Annotated in this window: 13 protein-coding genes; 12 read left to right on the top strand and 1 reads right to left on the bottom strand. The window is 41.2% G+C overall.

What is annotated here, in order from left to right:
• Positions 1-11: 11 nt before the first annotated feature.
• From IEX80_RS25400 to IEX80_RS25355, 10 genes are all read left to right on the top strand, one after another.
• A complete protein-coding gene (locus IEX80_RS25400; RefSeq protein ID WP_188834565.1) occupies positions 12-1,394 on the top strand; it encodes an NADH-quinone oxidoreductase subunit N in 1,383 nt (460 codons plus the stop codon).
• Positions 1,395-1,449: 55 nt separating this feature from the next.
• On the top strand, positions 1,450-2,094 hold the full coding sequence (locus IEX80_RS25395) for a DedA family protein (protein WP_090533894.1): 645 nt from the start codon (positions 1,450-1,452) through the stop codon (positions 2,092-2,094).
• A 33-nt stretch (positions 2,095-2,127) separates the two neighbouring features.
• Positions 2,128-2,676 (top strand): inorganic diphosphatase, encoded by a 549-nt coding sequence (locus IEX80_RS25390; RefSeq protein WP_090533892.1) that lies wholly within the window; start codon positions 2,128-2,130, stop codon positions 2,674-2,676.
• Positions 2,677-2,680: 4 nt separating this feature from the next.
• A complete protein-coding gene (locus IEX80_RS25385) occupies positions 2,681-4,021 on the top strand; it encodes a hemolysin family protein (protein WP_090533890.1) in 1,341 nt (446 codons plus the stop codon).
• Between the two features lie 14 nt (positions 4,022-4,035).
• Entirely contained in the window at positions 4,036-4,746 is a 711-nt protein-coding gene (locus IEX80_RS25380; protein ID WP_188834564.1) for a 16S rRNA (uracil(1498)-N(3))-methyltransferase, read from the top strand.
• Complete coding sequence (locus IEX80_RS25375; protein ID WP_188834563.1) at positions 4,743-5,405, top strand: DUF4159 domain-containing protein; 663 nt, start codon at positions 4,743-4,745, stop codon at positions 5,403-5,405. Before IEX80_RS25380 ends, IEX80_RS25375 begins: the two co-directional genes overlap by 4 nt.
• A 242-nt stretch (positions 5,406-5,647) precedes the next feature.
• Positions 5,648-6,148, top strand: coding sequence for an acyl-CoA carboxylase biotin carboxyl carrier protein subunit (locus IEX80_RS25370; protein ID WP_188834562.1), 501 nt, complete (start codon positions 5,648-5,650; stop codon positions 6,146-6,148).
• Between the two features lie 152 nt (positions 6,149-6,300).
• Positions 6,301-9,369, top strand: coding sequence for a SusC/RagA family TonB-linked outer membrane protein (locus tag IEX80_RS25365; protein WP_229701762.1), 3,069 nt, complete (start codon positions 6,301-6,303; stop codon positions 9,367-9,369).
• Between the two features lie 18 nt (positions 9,370-9,387).
• Positions 9,388-10,752 carry a RagB/SusD family nutrient uptake outer membrane protein gene (locus IEX80_RS25360; protein WP_188834560.1) on the top strand — a complete coding sequence of 455 codons (1,365 nt, stop codon included), beginning with the start codon at positions 9,388-9,390 and terminating at the stop codon, positions 10,750-10,752.
• A 172-nt stretch (positions 10,753-10,924) separates the two neighbouring features.
• The gene (locus IEX80_RS25355; RefSeq protein ID WP_188834559.1) at positions 10,925-11,311 is read left to right on the top strand and encodes a nuclear transport factor 2-like protein; all 387 of its coding nucleotides are present in this window, start codon (positions 10,925-10,927) and stop codon (positions 11,309-11,311) included.
• A 112-nt stretch (positions 11,312-11,423) separates the two neighbouring features.
• On the opposite strand, the gene IEX80_RS25350 is transcribed toward IEX80_RS25355, so the two are convergent.
• Positions 11,424-13,082 (bottom strand): SUMF1/EgtB/PvdO family nonheme iron enzyme, encoded by a 1,659-nt coding sequence (locus IEX80_RS25350; RefSeq protein WP_188834558.1) that lies wholly within the window; start codon positions 13,080-13,082, stop codon positions 11,424-11,426.
• A 242-nt stretch (positions 13,083-13,324) separates the two neighbouring features.
• Between IEX80_RS25350 and porV the strand changes: the two genes are divergently transcribed.
• Both porV and ispF read left to right on the top strand, forming a co-directional pair.
• Positions 13,325-14,494, top strand: coding sequence for a type IX secretion system outer membrane channel protein PorV (gene porV / locus IEX80_RS25345; protein WP_188834557.1), 1,170 nt, complete (start codon positions 13,325-13,327; stop codon positions 14,492-14,494).
• On the top strand, positions 14,494-14,976 hold the full coding sequence (gene ispF, locus IEX80_RS25340) for a 2-C-methyl-D-erythritol 2,4-cyclodiphosphate synthase (protein WP_188834556.1): 483 nt from the start codon (positions 14,494-14,496) through the stop codon (positions 14,974-14,976). Before porV ends, ispF begins: the two co-directional genes overlap by 1 nt.
• Positions 14,977-15,013 lie beyond the last annotated feature (37 nt).

Here is a 15,013-nt window from a genome sequence, read left to right as displayed (position 1 = left end):
TAAAGAAAAGAATGAATACTATAATCATCATATCTGTTTTACCTATAGTGCTGCTGTATTTAGGGCTATATAAAGCGCAAAAGGCTTTGCTGCCCGTTACTGTTATAGGATTGCTGGCTGCCTTGGGTTTTGCAATTTGCCAATGGACTTCAAAAGATACAGCTGAGCCGCTTTATACCGGCATGCTGTTGTTCAATAATTTCTCGGTTGTATTTTCAAGCGTTACCATTATATCTACTATCCTGATCCTGTTGCTGTCAAAAGGTTACTTTGAGCGTATCAGCAGGCACACGGCGGAATATTATGCTATTATCCTGTTTTCACTGACAGGCATAATCGTAATGGTATCGTTTAATAACCTTGTGATGCTGTTTATCGGCATCGAGATCATGTCGGTGAGCTTATACATCCTGGCGGGTATTAAAAAGAGCGATTTCGCTTCAAATGAAGCAGCTTTGAAATACTTTTTGATGGGTGCTTTTTCAACCGGTTTCCTGCTGTTTGGTATGGCGCTGTTGTACGGATCGTCAGGTTCATTCAATATCGATACTATCAGGGAGTATGTAATTAACCATCCACATATCGATCCTATGTTTTATACAGGCATAGCCCTGATCATTGTAGGTTTATGTTTTAAAGTAGGTGCAGCCCCCTTTCATTTCTGGACACCGGATGTATACGAAGGTGCGCCTACGCTGATCACGGCTTTCATGTCTACAGTAGTTAAAACGGCGGGGTTTGCAGCTTTCCTGCGTTTATTTTCAGCCTGTTTCCAGCCATTGTCTGACTTCTGGACACCAATAATACTTGTAATCACTATTATTACCTTATTTATAGGCAATATCACCGCGTTGTATCAGCAAAGCTTTAAGAGGATGCTTGCATTTTCAAGTATCTCTCACGCCGGCTACCTGTTATTTGCAATCGTGTCATTAGGCGCTGCCTCAGGTAATTCGGTATTTGTATATGCGACAGCATACTCGATAGCTTCAATCATCGCGTTTGGCGGTTTAATATTAGTACAGCAACAAGGTGGAAGTGATAACTTTGAAAGTTTTAATGGTTTGGGTAAGAAGAACCCGTTCCTTGCCTTTGTATTAACTGTAGCCATGCTTTCATTGGCGGGGATTCCGCTTACTGCAGGCTTCATCGGTAAATTCTTCATGTTTTCGGGAGCGGTAGGCCGTTATCATATCGGTTTAGTTATTATAGCTGTGATTAACGCTATCATTAGTATCTTTTACTATTTCAGGGTCATCATCGCCATGTACTTCCGTACCGACGAACGCGCAGAGCTTGCTGTGCCGGTTTATTATAAAGTAGTATTCGCACTTTCAGCTCTCGCTACAATCCTTATTGGTGTTTATCCCGATCTTATAGCCCGTTTCATATAATCGGTATTGATAACTGCAAATTGATATAATATTTGTAGTTTTACAGATATAGTGAATGGAAAGTTTCTGGGAATACCTTCAAAATTTAACTGACGCACAATCCATAATAAGCAGGGGTGGTTTTTATCTCTTGCTTATTGTTGTTTTTGCTGAAACCGGTTTATTCTTTGGTTTCTTTCTGCCCGGCGATTACCTGCTGTTTATGGCTGGTTTATTGTGTGCCGCTGGTAAAGTTGATGTTTCTATAACTACGCTGGTATTGTCATTGATAGGCGCCGGAGTATTAGGCAATTTTACCGGGTATTGGTTTGGTTACCGAACGGGGCCGGTATTATTCAATAAAAACGACTCACTATTTTTTAAGCGGCGCTACGTAGTACTGGCCAGTGAGTTTTACAACAAACATGGAGGGATGGCGCTTATTTTAGGGAGATTTTTCCCTATTGTTAGAACATTTGCTCCTATATTTGCAGGTGTTGTTAAGGTTGATATTAAAAGATTTTCGGTTTATAACCTTATTGGCAGCGTGGCCTGGGTATGTGTATTTACGCTGGGCGGTTTTTTTTTAGGGCGAAGGTTCCCTCAACTGCAGGATTATCTGCAATACATTGTACTGGGATTGATAGTAATTACAACAATTCCGCTGGTTATTGCTTATGTTAAAAAGAAACTTCGTGAAAAAAACGAAAAAATAGATTAGTTAATAATTTTATATACTATATAATAAAGATAAATGAGTACTCTGCATCCATGGCACCAGGTTTCACCAGGTGATAATATCCCTGAAATAGTAAACGCTATTATTGAAATTCCAAAAGGATCAAAAGCGAAATATGAAATTGATAAAGAATCAGGCTTGCTGAAGCTCGATCGTGTGTTATTTTCATCTGTAATGTACCCGGCTAACTACGGCTTTATCCCTCAAACCTATTGCGATGATAAAGATCCTTTGGATATCCTTGTACTTTGCTCAATTGATGTTTTCCCAATGTCTATCATTGAGGCTAAGGTAGTAGGTGTAATGCACATGGTTGATAACGGAGAGCAGGATGATAAGATCATTGCAGTGGCTAAAAATGACATGTCGGTAAATTATATTAACGACTTAAACGAATTGCCTCCACATGCCATGACCGAAATTGTTCGCTTTTTTAAAGACTACAAAAAATTAGAAGGCAAAAACGTAACCATCGAACATTTGTTAGGTGTGCGTTACGCACATAAAGTGATAAACGAGAGTTTGGAGCTGTACAAGTCTACGTTCCCTGTGTATCAATCTTAAATAAATGGACCCCGCACATTACGAGATTAGTTTATTTTACATTTTCGCTACCATATTTTTGGTTTTACTCAATGGCTTTTTCGTAGCTGCGGAGTTTGCCATGGTAAGGGTTCGGGGTTCGCAAATCGAAATTAGGGCTAAAGGCGGCAGCGGCGTAGCCAAAGTTGCCCGGGGCATACTGCATAATTTGGATGGTTACCTGGCTGCTACACAGCTGGGTATTACCATTGCTTCACTGGCCCTTGGTGTTGTGGGCGAGGAGGTTGCGACCAACCTTGTGATCCGCGCTTTCCTGAGCGTAGGCATAACTCTTTCTCCCGGTTATATTACGGCCAGTCATATCCTGGCTTTCAGCTTTATTACCATCATGCACATAGTTTTTGGTGAGCTTGCGCCTAAATCGTTAGCTATCCAGAAATCGGTACGTACAGTGATGGCTGTTTCATTGCCGCTCAGGTTCTTCTTTGTGGTTTTCAGGCCATTTATTTGGGTGCTTAATAATTTCGCAAATTTCATCCTGAAATTGTTGGGTATAAGCACCGTTGAAGGCAGTGAAACCCATCATAGTTCGGAAGAACTGCAATACCTGTTGGAGCAAGGTAAAGAGACTGGTGCACTTGATTCAAATGAGCACGAACTTATCCAGAACGTGTTTGATTTTAACGAGCGGGTGGTAAAAAACATCATGGTACCACGTACCAAAATTTCGGGAGTAGATATTGCTTCAACCAAAGAAGAGCTGCTGGATATGATCATCAACGAAGGTTATTCGCGGATGCCGGTTTATGACGATGTGATAGATAAGATCATAGGTATAGTACACGCAAAGGATATTTTGCCACTACTGGCCCGGAACGAGGAGATTGTACTGAAAGATATTATCCGCAAACCATATTTCATCCCGGAAACCAAAAAGATCAACGATCTGATGGCCGAATTGCAGCAAAAGCGTATCCAGATAGCTATTGTACTTGACGAGTTTGGCGGCACCGCCGGTATGGTTACGCTGGAGGATATTGTAGAAGAATTGGTTGGCGAAATTCAGGATGAGTATGATGAAGAAAAGCCGATTGTCGAAAAAGTAAATGAGCGTGAGTTTATAGTTAATGCCCTTGCATCTATTTACGATGTGAACGAGCATTTACCGCATGATTTACCTGAAGATGGCGACTTTGATACCGTATCGGGCTGGCTTGGAGATATCTTCGGAAAGATCCCCGATGTAGGCGAGCAGAAAGAATCGAACGGGTACAATATCACTGTACTGAAAAAATCCGACCAAAATATTGAATCAGTTAAACTCGAATTACTGATAAATGAAGAAGATGCAGTAGATTTACATTAATCTGCTTTTCCAAAATGCAACTTTTTTATACGCCTGATATTAACGCCTCGCATCCCCAATACTTTCTAAGCGAAGAGGAAAGCAAACATGCTATACGTGTGCTGCGCCTTGAAGCAGGCAACGAGGTACAATTGATTGACGGCAGGGGCGGTTTATACACAGCCCTGATCCATGACGCGCACCCCAAGCGTACCATTCTTAAAATTACATCCGTATCTACCGAATTTGAAAAACGCAACCATTACCTGCACCTCGCGGTAGCTCCGACCAAAAATATCGAACGCCTGGAGTGGTTTTTAGAGAAAGCTACAGAAATAGGTATTGATGAGGTGTCATTAATTATCACACAGCGCTCGGAACGTAAGGAAGCCAAGACAGAGCGTTTAAATAAAATTATTACGGCGGCTATCAAGCAATCCCTTAAGGCTTATCACCCTATATTAAATGAGCCGGTAACGCTAAATCAGCTACTTGATAAACCTTTTGAGGGGCAAAAATTTATTGCGCATTGCGAGCCTGGGGAAAAATTCAATCTGAAAGACGAAATAACCCCGCAAGGCCGTTATTTAATATTGATAGGCCCCGAAGGGGATTTTGCTCCGGCTGAGATTGATAAGGCTTTGCACAACGGGTTTAAACCAATATCTTTAGGTACAAGTCGCCTGCGTACGGAAACTGCCGCGCTGGAGGCTTGTTTTGAGGTGAATTTTTTAAACAGGGGATGAAAAGAATAAGGTTAGCATTGGTTGTTTTATTTGCGGCTATAGCAATGAGCAGCTTTAATGCCCCTGCCTATAAAATTGCCCGCCTTAAATACAGCGGTGGCGGCGATTGGTATGGCGACCGCACAGCGTTACCTAACCTGATCAAATTCTGTAATGAAAACCTCAAAACCAATTTTGATGATGACGATGAAGTAGTTGAGGCAGGTAGTGCTTCTTTATTTAATTATCCTTTCACTTTTATGACAGGGCATGGCAACGTGATCTTTTCCGACCAGGAAGCCCGGAACCTGCGTAAATACCTCACCGGCGGGGGCTTTTTGCATATTGATGATAATTACGGGCTCGACCAATACATTCGTCCGCAAATGAAGAAGGTGTTTCCTGAGCTTGATTTTGTTGAGCTGCCGGTTAATCACCCTATTTACCATCAAAAGTATGACTTCCCGAACGGCTTGCCCAAAATTCATGAGCATGACGGCAAGCGTGCCCAGGGTTTTGGTTTGATATACAAAGGCAGACTGGTTTGCTTTTATACCTATGAGTGCGATTTAGGCAATGGCTGGGAGGATTATGGCACCTATGCCGGCGACACCCAGGAAGCCCGCCAAAAAGCTCTTAAAATGGGCGCGAATTTAATTCAGTATATTTTTACTCAATAGTAGCCACTATTATCCGCAGCTTTTATACGACAATTTTTTTTAGCACTATCGGAGGGATTTACTTATTGCTGCATTGTAAGTGAAATTATATAGTGTTTATTATTGGTTTTATATAAAGCAATTAAATAATTATAAGCTATAAGCTTTTTGCATTTTGCTTTCAGCTTTTATATAATATGTTTAGCTTTATACCAATCCCTAACAAATAATATATAAACCACTTATTCTCAAATCCAAATCCTATGTATAAACTGAGTATTAATGACCGCTACAGTATTGAAGCTGAAAGAACCGTTGCGGCAGGCTTACTTATTAACGGGGTTAAAAGTGAAGCCGATATTAAACAGTTAAGACCGGGAATCTATCATGTTATTGAAAACAACCGTTCATACAATGTCGAGATAGTTAATTTTAACGGTGACGAAAAAACTGCTGAAATAAAAGTTAATAATCATCTATATAGCATTAGCGCTAAGGATCAATTTGATATACTGCTTGATAAGCTTGGATTTAGTGATTTAAACAGTGCCAGGATTAGTGAAATAAAAGCCCCCATGCCGGGTTTGGTTTTGAAAGTATTTGTAAATAAAGGAGATATCATAAAAAAAGGTGATAATCTATTTGTGCTTGAAGCCATGAAAATGGAAAATATTATCAAATCGCCGGCCGATGTTGTTGTAGAAAAGATATTAATAAAATCAGGAGATAAAGTTGAAAAAGGACAAATCTTAATGTCGTTTTAACTAAGCGTTATAGCTTAAATATGCGATAATTACATTTTTGCAATGAACTGAACGTAATTTTAAGGCTTTTGTTGTTTCTGCACATTTTTTTTACGAACTTACTTTCTTAATTAACAATATTAACTTTTATGAAGAAACATCTACTAACAGTCATGTTACTGTTTTCTTGTATGGCTATGGTTTTTGCTCAAAACCGGGTTATTACAGGTAAAGTAACCGACCAGAAAGACGGCTCGCCCTTACCGGGAGTAAGCGTAACCGTAAAAGGCGTAACTGGGTTGGGCACCCAAACCGACATTAATGGCAGTTACAAATTAAGTGTACCTACTACCGCCAAAGTTTTGGCTTTTAACTTTTTGGGATACAAACTTGCCGAACAATCAATTAATGGTAGCATTGTTGATGTTCAGTTAACAAGTGATTCGAAACAGCTGACGGAAGTTGTAGTAGTGGGTTATGGTACGCAGAAGAAGGCCAATATTACAGGTTCAATATCTTCAGTATCTGCAAAGGAAATTGAAGGCACCCCAACCACTTCTATTGAGCAGGCTATACAGGGTAAAACAGCTGGTGTATATATTCAGTCAGGAAATGGTAAACTTGGGCAAGGGATCCAGGTTAGGGTACGCGGCTCATCTTCAATATCTGCCGGTTCGGAGCCATTATATATTTTGGATGGTATGCCAATTACCACCGATAACTTATCAAGCACCGATGCGCCAACCAATCCGCTGGCGGACATTAACTTCAATGATATCGAATCTGTACAGATTTTAAAAGATGCATCGGCAGCTGCAATTTACGGTGCTCGGGCTTCTAATGGTGTAGTTGTAATTACTACCAAAAAAGGCAAGGCAGGTACTCCTAAAGTTAATTTTTCAGCATCATATGGTAAAAGTACACCGTCAAGGCACCGCGAGTTCCTGAACGCCAAACAATTTGTACAGATAATGGAACGTGCAGGTGAGGGTGCAGCCAAGCAGGACTTTGCTGCCGGGGCTTACGATACACTGGACGACGCACTTGCCGATTATAAATCATATGTTGAAGATAATTTTACCTCCCTTTCGGCTGGTACTGATGATTGGAAAACAGGCAAGATCAATACAAACTGGGAAAGGGCTGCATATCAAAGTGCTCCACAACAGCAATATGATTTAAACATATCTGGAGGTAACGACAAAACTACCTATTATATGGGGGGGCAATATCTTGATCAAACGGGTATATTGATTGGTAACAGCTTTAAAAGGTACTCGGGGCGTTTAAATTTGGATAGCAAGGTAGATAAAAACTTGAGTATCGGTATGAACCTAAGTTTTGCTAATACCATTAATAACAGGGTTTCAAACGATAATGCTTTCAGTACACCTTTGCAATCAGTGGCTTTATCGCCAATAACACCATTAATTGACCCTCGCAGCGGTTTAATAAGCGGTACCCCTCCGGGCGAATCAGAAGATTTTCCATTGTATTATAACCCGCTGATCAGCAAGAACAATGCGTTTTATCAAGCGACAGTTTACCGCACTATCGGTAATGTATATGCCAATTGGGAAATTGTAAAAGGCCTAACCTTCCGGTCGGAATTTGGTATTGATCAATTAAACCAGGCTGAAGATAGTTACTATGGAAGTGCTACTTTCCGTAATACAGGTACTAACAATGGTTTTGGTCAAAATACAACCACACAAGTATTGAACTATAATACCAATAACTATTTTAGTTATAAAACTATTTTTGGTCAGGATCATTCACTGGATTTAACGTTGGGAACAACCTATCAAAAATCCCGTACTGTTGGTAACGATGTACAGGGGCAGGAGTTTGCCTCTGATGCTTATAAAAAACTAACCGCGGCAGCAGTAATTGTTTCAGGTGCATCGTATGATAGCCCGTACAGCTTTTTAGCCTATTTCTTCAGGGCGAATTATGCCTATAAAGGAAAATACCTGTTTTCGGGAAGTATCCGTAGAGATGGATCGTCAAGGTTTGGTGTGAACAATCGGTATGGATTTTATCCATCAGGCTCGGTAGGCTGGATACTAACAGAAGAGGACTTTTTGAAAAACAATAATCTGCTAAGTAATTTAAAAGTTAGGGCAAGTTATGGTTTAACGGGTAACGCCAATATTGGAAATTTTTCGTCATTGGGTTTATTTTCCGCAGCAAATTATAATGGTGTAGGCGGTCAGCGCTTTTCACAAATAGTTAATCCAAACTTAAAGTGGGAAACAACCGCAGCACTTGATTTAGCTGTTGATTTTGGTTTCTTTAACAACAGGTTATCGGGTAGTTTTGATTATTATAAGAAAAACACCCGCGATCTGTTATTAAACGTGAACCTTCCTGGCACGTTAGGCATATCAAGGCAATTGCAAAATCTTGGTAAACTATCTAATAAAGGGTTTGAGTTGGAGCTATCATCAGATAATTTTGTGGGTAAGTTCAAATGGTCAACAAGTTTGAATGCCTCATACCAAAAAAATTTAATTACCGATATAAAAGGCCAGGTTATAACTGATAATAATATCAATTATGTAATGGCCGGTCAGCCAATAGGGGTATTCTACATGCCCGAATATGCAGGAGTAGATCCTGCCAATGGAGATGCTTTATATTACAAAAACGCAAAGGGAACCGACGGAAAGATGGATCGTACTAAAACAAACGATCCTACCCAGGCACAAAATGTTGTAGTAGGCTCGCCAACACCTAAATACTACGGAGGTATTACAAATACATTTGGTTATAACGGAATTGAATTGGCGGTAACCTTCCAGGGTGCATTTGGCTACAAAGTGTATAACAATGGAGGCCAATATATGAGCACAAGTGCAGGCAATGGCTTCGATAACCAAACTATCGACCAGTTAAAATACTGGAATAAGCCCGGTGACATAACCGATATACCTGAGCCTCGTTTATTTTATGGAAATGGCATCAGTACTTCAAGCAGGTACCTTTCAGGAGCCAGCTACGTTCGTTGTAAAACAGTAACGTTAGGTTATACATTGCCAAAAGCTGTGGTTAGCAAATTGAGGCTGCAAAAAATAAGGGTATATGCTAGCGCCTATAACCTGTTTTTAATTACCAAGTACAAAGGATGGGATCCTGAAGTAAATTCAGACGAGTTGCCAAGTAATGTTGATCTGAGTAATGACTTTTACTCGGCCCCGCAGCCCCGTACTATAATATTTGGTATTAATATAGGCTTATAATATTAAAAAATTACAAAAATGAAAAAGATAAAGTTTATATATATATCGGCAACAGCATTGACACTTTTCTTAAGTGCATGTAATAAACAACTTAATATAAAGCCGGTTGAATCTGTTGATCAAAACCAGGCTATTAAAACAGCCAAAGATGTTCAGGGCGTTTTGGTAGGCACTTATAACCGGTTGGGGCAGGTTGACCTTTATGGCGGCCGTATATTTATGGAGCCCGATTTGTTAGCTGCACAGGCTGAAATTACCTGGACTGGCACTTATACAGGTTTAACGCAAATTACTGTACAGGCTATAACGAGAGATAATAGTTTTGTTGAAAACACATGGTTGGATGCCTACCAGGTAATAAATCAGGCCAATACTGTGCTTGCCAATTTAGATAAAGCTGATAACGCGGATGATAAAGCAAGATGGGAGGGGGAAGCTAAATTTATAAGGGGGTTGATGTATTTTGACTTAGCCCGCTTGTTTGGAAAGCCATGGAATGATGGCGATCCGTCAACTAACTTAGCAGCCGCTATCGTATCAAGTCCAACTACTTCTGCTGATAGCGAAGGGGCTAAAGTTGGCCGGTCTACAGTAAAGCAGGTTTATGATCAGGCTATCAGCGATTTGACGGCTGCCAAAAGCAAGCTGCCGGAGGATAATGATTTCTATGCCAATAAATATTCCGCCTCGGCAATCCTTGCAAGGCTTTATCTGCAAAAAGGCGATTATACCAATGCCTTAAAGGAGGCCAATACTGTTATTACATCCGGCGCGTTTTCTCTTGTGCCTGATTACACCAAGGAGTTTTTACTGTCAAGCAAACCATCGCATCAGGAAAATACTACTGAAGATATCTTTGCTATACAGGTTACTCAACAGCAAGGTATAAATAGCTTGAATGAATTTTATGCCTCATCTGCAAACGGAGGGCGCGGAGATATTAAAATAACAGATGATTTTTTGGCAGAATTTGAAGCCAACGACGTAAGAGGCCAGTTTTATACTGTTACATCGGTTAACAGAACTAAAAAGTTTGATAATCAATATGGAAACATACATGTCGTGCGCCTTGCAGAGATGTATCTTATCCGTGCCGAAGCTAACCTGCGTGGTGGAACATCCACAGGTGCAACGCCGGCAAATGACGTTAACACCATCAGGCAGAGGGCTGGCCTTGACCCTTTAGTAACTGTAAATCTTGCTACAATATTAGCAGAACGCAGGCATGAGTTATGTTTTGAAGGAGGGTTTTTTCTGCATGATGCGAAAAGGCTTAAACAAAATGCAGGCGGGCTTCCTTACAATTCTCCGAGACTGGTGTATCCAATCCCTCAACGCGAAATTTTGGCTAATTCAAAGTTGGTGCAAAATGAAGGTTATTAATTGTCAATAGCTTTAATAATAGGGATCCCGGATAACAGTATTGTTTTCCGGGATTTTTATTTAGGATATAGATCCTATTTTTACCCGAGTGATGGCCATCCGCTATCTAAATGTGATTAGATTATTATTGATGTATCAATCGATAAATAAAATAACCTAAATTATACAAACCATGAATGATCAACAAATACTTGCCGCCCTGAATGCTCATTGGCAGGCATCGGCAGCCGGTGATATCAACGCGGAACATGACATTTACGATGACGATGTTATTTGTGATTATCCCCAGTCGGGCGAACGAATTTTTGGGCGCATTAATTTGCTGGCCTTGCGCGGGCATCATCCCGGTAAACCATCAGGTTTTCGTGTCAGGAGGATTTTGGGAAAAAGCGATACCTGGGTCACGGAATATACCATTAACTATCAGGAGCAGCTGGCTTACACGGTAAGTATTATGGAGTTTCGTGAGGATAAGGTAATACATGAAACACAGTATTTCGCAGATCCCTTCGAAGCCCCGGCCTGGCGGAGCCAATGGGTTGAGCCGATCGATGGATAACGCATTGTTGAAGAAGATCTATGCTGATTGGTGATAATCTATTTTGATTACTTTAAAACAAATAAGGCCTCTCATTACTGAAAGGCCTCATTTCAAATATCTGTTATAAAAATTATCTTGTTTTAAACGGTTTAGCTTTTTTAACCGGGTAATGTGGTTTGCCATTAGGGTTAATTTCAGGAGCGCCTACTAAGGTCATTGCACAGCGGAAACCAACTTCGGCACTTGCCTCGTCCTGATCCATAAAACGACGGGTAGCAGGGTTTAGCCAAAACGCCATGTCGTTCCATGATCCACCTTTGTAAACTTTAGAGTGATCATTAACCAGGGTGGTTGTTCCGTAAAGAGCTTTATTAACTTCGTCTTTTTCACCCCTCGCATCCGGGTTGTAAGCTTTCCCCGAGTTTTTAGGCAGCAATGAATCAATTGGTAATGAACCTGTTTGAGGAGTTGTAAGCGGCGCGTTTGGATTGGCGCTTTGCGCGACTGTATTCTGTTGCTGTAAAGCTAAAAGTTCACTGTATTTTAGCTTCTTATTAGCATGTGCGGGATCTTTGATTGGCTTGCCATATTTGTCTTTTGCATAAAGTCCTTTGCTTGGATCTGCAAGGCGTTTGTTTGAAAACTCATTACCGCGGAAAGGGTTAAAATCTTCAAACTCCTCAAATGATGTTTGGCGGTAGGTATCAGCAACCCATTCGTTAACATTACCCGCCATGTTATACAAGCCAAAATCATTAGGTGCATATGAACGTACAGGGGCGGTAATGTCTGCCTTATCGTTCAGGTAACCGCCAACACCGGCGTTGTCACCGTTGCCGCGTTTAAAGTTTGCCATGATCAAGCCGCGTGTTTTCTTTTTTGCCGAACGTACACCCATACCGTTCCATGTATATATTTTGCCATCATCGATGTTTTCAAACTGGGTATTTCCTGCAAGGGCTAATGCTGCATATTCCCATTCGGCTTCTGATGGTAAGCGATATGCTTGCTTAAGGATCCCGTCTTCCATACGTACAGGCCTAACGGCTTTGCCGCCTTTTCCTGTACCTGCCTGGGCATTAGGGCTCAGGTTAGGCATCATTTTTTTACCATCGATGCCTGCTCCGGTCATCTGGCCGTTGAGGTAAATATCAGTATTAAAAGGTTGTCCGTTCGCTGCAATGCCAGCATCACCGCCGCCACCTTTTTTGCCCATATCTTTCCATGCTACCATTTTTCCGGTTTCTCGTAAAATGTTTTCGTTGGTACGGTCGGTGCGCCATGAGCAATAATCCTGTGCCTGGTCCCAGGTTACGCCTACAACAGGATAATCCTGAAAAGCAGGGTGACGCAGGTAGTTATCTACGTATGGTTCATTATAAGATAAGGGATGACGCCAAACCAATGTATCAGGCACCGCATTGTAATATAACTCGCGATCCTGCGGGAAAGTAATGTTTATCCAATGCAGGTAATCAAGCCAATCCTGATTTGATACCTCGGTTTCGTCCATGTAAAAAGAGGGTACGGTAACCCTGCGGCGTACATTATTATAATCGTAAGTTATGTCCTGATCGGCGCTGCCTCCCATAACAAAAGTACCACCCTCAATAGGCACCAGTCCGGGCCCTGGAGATGGATGGCTTTGCCTGAAACGCTCATAACCGCCGTTGTTTTTATCGTTATAAGTTATACCCGTTTTTTGCGATTGCTCACGTTTACTGCAGCTACTCATCACGGCACCTAAAGCCAACAATCCCAGAGCAGTTTTAGTAAAAAGTATTTTCATATTTTTACAATTATATTAAGTGGTAAATTTATAAAAAAATGGATACAGTGCTTATGCTAATGAACCATTATTTAGAAATAAATACTACAATTATCAGGGGTTTTAACGAAAATTTAATGAAATTAGTTGCGTTGATTTAAATTTTTGATTTAACTTTCAGCAAAAGCGCGGACTTGAAAATGTGAAGCAAGTCATGGTCCTATGTTTATAAAATACAAATTGTTAAAACCTAACTCCTACAAATGAAGTTTTTTACATTTCGAGGCCTTGCTATCATTACCCCATTTTTATTGCCACTTGCTGCTGCTGCGCAAACAAATCCTAACGGAAGTAATATCAATGCAATTCCCACCGAAGTTCCTTTTTTAAATATTTCACCTGATTCGCGTTCGGGGGCTATGGGGGATGCTGGCGTGGCTTTGTCGCCGGATGTAAATGCGAATTTTTGGAATCCGTCAAAGCTTGCATTTTTAGAAAGTAATGATGCGTTGTCTGTATCATATAGCCCCTGGTTAAGGCATCTTGTGCCTGATATCAGCTTATCATACCTGAGCTATGCCCATAAAATTGATGAGCGGAATACAATAGGTGCTTCGCTCAGGTATTTTAATTATGGTTCCATTCAGCTTACCGACGATAATACAAACGACCAGGGTACTTACACGCCAAACGAGTATTCGTTAGATGTTTCATTTGCCCGTAAGTTTGGCGATAATTTTTCACTGGGCCTTACTGCCCGGTATATTCATTCCAATATATCAAGTATTTCGTTTGCCACCGGCTCAAGCCAGGCGGCAAAAGCCGGCAATGCTTTTGCTGCAGATGTTTCACTATACTACACGGCGCCTTATGGTGATGGCAATACTTTTGCTTTTGGAACCCACATTTCAAACATTGGTACAAAAATCAGCTATAGCGATGTGGGCAACAAGTATTTTTTGCCGGCCAATTTGAAATTAGGGGTGGCTAACACCTGGCAGTTAGATGATGTTAATGAGTTTACAGCAACCTTTGACATCAACAAACTGATGGTACCAACCCCGCCCCTCCGCGACAAAGATGGTAAGATCATTAAAGGTAAGGATGATAATGTATCGGTGCCGGCGGGTCTTTTTCAGTCGTTTGGCGATGCACCGGGTGGTTTCAGTGAAGAGTTGAAAGAGATCAGCTTTTCGCCGGGTGTTGAATATTGGTATAACAAACAGTTTGCTGTACGGGCAGGCTATTTTTATGAAAACCCCAACAAAGGCGACAGGCATTATGTTACCATGGGTATTGGGTTTAAGTACAGTGTTTTTGATTTTGATTTTTCGTACCTGGCAGCCAGCCAGCAAAATAGTGCCCTGGCCAATACTTTGCGCTTCACCTTGTCGGCAAATTTTGGCGGTACAACAAATGCTTCTAAAAGATAATGGGTAAAATTAAGGTAGGTTTTGGGTTTGATGTACACCAGTTAAAAGAAAATCACCCCTTCGTTTTGGGCGGAGTTAAACTTGAGCACCATGCCGGTGCTTATGGCCATTCAGATGCCGATGTATTGTTACACGCAATTTGTGATGCCCTGCTGGGGGCGGCAAACCTGCGCGATATAGGCTTTCACTTTTCAAATAAGGATGACAGATGGAAAGGTATCAGCAGCCTGGTCCTTTTGCAGCATGTAGTTGCCCTGATCAAAGAAAAGGGTTTCACAATCGGCAATATTGATGCTATGGTATGCCTTGAGGCTCCGAAGATCAACCCGCATATCCCGGCAATGAAAACCTACATAGCCGAAGCTGCGGCTATTAGCGAAGAAGATATTTCCATTAAAGCTACTACCAACGAGCAAATGGGTTTTATCGGTAGGGAGGAGGGCGTTGTGGCTTATGCGGTTTGTTTGATTGAAAGGGAGTAAGGAAGCAATCTGTAGTTACAAACTAAGGGCATAGTCG

The sequence above is a fragment of the Mucilaginibacter rubeus genome, from assembly GCF_014643835.1.
GTDB lineage: Bacteria > Bacteroidota > Bacteroidia > Sphingobacteriales > Sphingobacteriaceae > Mucilaginibacter > Mucilaginibacter rubeus.
This window is presented reverse-complemented; position numbering and strand designations above follow the sequence as displayed.

Bases quoted from the DNA above. Each gene is read 5' to 3' on its own strand.
- IEX80_RS25400 (WP_188834565.1), top strand. From the start codon at position 12: ATGAATACTATAATCATCATATCTGTTTTACCTATAGTGCTGCTGTAT.
- IEX80_RS25395 (WP_090533894.1), top strand. From the start codon at position 1,450: ATGGAAAGTTTCTGGGAATACCTTCAAAATTTAACTGACGCACAATCC.
- IEX80_RS25390 (WP_090533892.1), top strand. From the start codon at position 2,128: ATGAGTACTCTGCATCCATGGCACCAGGTTTCACCAGGTGATAATATC.
- IEX80_RS25385 (WP_090533890.1), top strand. From the start codon at position 2,681: ATGGACCCCGCACATTACGAGATTAGTTTATTTTACATTTTCGCTACC.
- IEX80_RS25380 (WP_188834564.1), top strand. From the start codon at position 4,036: ATGCAACTTTTTTATACGCCTGATATTAACGCCTCGCATCCCCAATAC.
- IEX80_RS25375 (WP_188834563.1), top strand. From the start codon at position 4,743: ATGAAAAGAATAAGGTTAGCATTGGTTGTTTTATTTGCGGCTATAGCA.
- IEX80_RS25370 (WP_188834562.1), top strand. From the start codon at position 5,648: ATGTATAAACTGAGTATTAATGACCGCTACAGTATTGAAGCTGAAAGA.
- IEX80_RS25365 (WP_229701762.1), top strand. From the start codon at position 6,301: ATGTTACTGTTTTCTTGTATGGCTATGGTTTTTGCTCAAAACCGGGTT.
- IEX80_RS25360 (WP_188834560.1), top strand. From the start codon at position 9,388: ATGAAAAAGATAAAGTTTATATATATATCGGCAACAGCATTGACACTT.
- IEX80_RS25355 (WP_188834559.1), top strand. From the start codon at position 10,925: ATGAATGATCAACAAATACTTGCCGCCCTGAATGCTCATTGGCAGGCA.
- IEX80_RS25350 (WP_188834558.1), bottom strand. From the start codon at position 13,082: ATGAAAATACTTTTTACTAAAACTGCTCTGGGATTGTTGGCTTTAGGT.
- porV (WP_188834557.1), top strand. From the start codon at position 13,325: ATGAAGTTTTTTACATTTCGAGGCCTTGCTATCATTACCCCATTTTTA.
- ispF (WP_188834556.1), top strand. From the start codon at position 14,494: ATGGGTAAAATTAAGGTAGGTTTTGGGTTTGATGTACACCAGTTAAAA.